At 62.7% G+C, this 1,286-nt stretch carries 1 protein-coding gene; it reads right to left on the minus strand.

Annotated elements, in window-relative coordinates; all coding sequences use genetic code 11:
• Positions 1-1,286: molybdopterin cofactor-binding domain-containing protein (locus tag ACFTXQ_RS36620; RefSeq protein WP_382649996.1), on the minus strand; the 1,286-nt coding region annotated here is incomplete at both ends.

Raw genomic sequence — 1,286 nt, forward strand, 5'->3', positions numbered from 1 at the left:
ACGCCCCCCGTCGAGCCAGTAGTCCGCCTGATAACCGAACAACTTGCCGTGCGTCCGAGGATCGGACGCGTCACCGATCGCGACATGATAGTTGCCGAGTACCGGATGGCGGTGACCGAACATCGCCGAGTCAACCTGGCGCGACATGGCCACGCGCACCGGCCGCCCCAGCTTCCACGCCGCAACTGCGGCCATGCTTGCCGCGAATACCGATTGCCCGCATTTACCACCGTACCCGCCGCCGATCCGGCGTACACGCACATCCACCTTGTTCAGCGGGAGCCCGAGCACGCGTGCGATACCGCCCTGAATCGCATTCGCGTCCTGCGTGGACGCATGGGCGCGCACCTGCCGATCCTCGATCGGCTCCAGGTAGGAAGACGGCGTTTCCATGTAGAAATGACTATGCCCCACGGTCCGCTGGCTACCGGAGACTCGCGTGCAACTGACCGTTCCATGGCTGGCGCTCGATAGCGCAATCCCGTGAGACATGACGGGCTGGATCAAATCAGGTTGAGCGGGAGCGCGCTTCGGTACCCAGTCGAGCGATGTGCCGGCGCGCGTGATCTTCCAGATATGGCTGTACCACGGCGCACCCGCCGGCTGGTCGGGATAGACCAGTTGGTTGCGTTGCTCATCCGTGTTCGGCAATTCGATAATCGGCCGTTCAGCCGTGAACGCGCAAAAATGCTGCTGCAGATACTCCGCGGCCTCCTGCGCGATCCGTTCGTCCGCCGCGAGAACCAGGCCGATGCACTGCCCGAATCCGGTGAGGTTCAGGGGCGACCGCGGGTCGTAGGAGTTCGGCAATTTCCCGTGGTCGCAGGCGGCGTCCGGCACGCTCACCGCAAACACCGGATCGTCGTTCGCCATACCGCCGAAAATCGCCCCGGGCACGTCGACGGCAGTGACATAGTCGACCACCGATGGATAGCGTTTCTTGAGCGCAACGAGCACTTCCTGCGGCGTCGCAGGCCCCGAGACATCAGGCACGCTGTATATTGCCGTCCCCTTCCCGACGGTACACTGAACCGGCGCTCCGTTGAATCCGGTCTGCGGCAACGCGATGTCTTGCGTATATTGGGCTTCGCCGGTGGACTGCAGAAAGGATTCGATTTTGACGTAAGGAATGTTGACGGGATACTCGTCCGGATAATCGACGTATGCCTGCGTCCCCTTCGAAACAGGGCGAAGCGCTCGACGGCCGCCGGACTGCACATCCCGCGGGACGTGCAGTCCGCGCCATTCCCAGACGTCGATAAAGAACTTGGAGAGAAAGGCTTGCG

The organism is Streptomyces sp. NPDC057010, assembly GCF_042673805.1.
GTDB lineage: Bacteria > Actinomycetota > Actinomycetes > Streptomycetales > Streptomycetaceae > Streptomyces.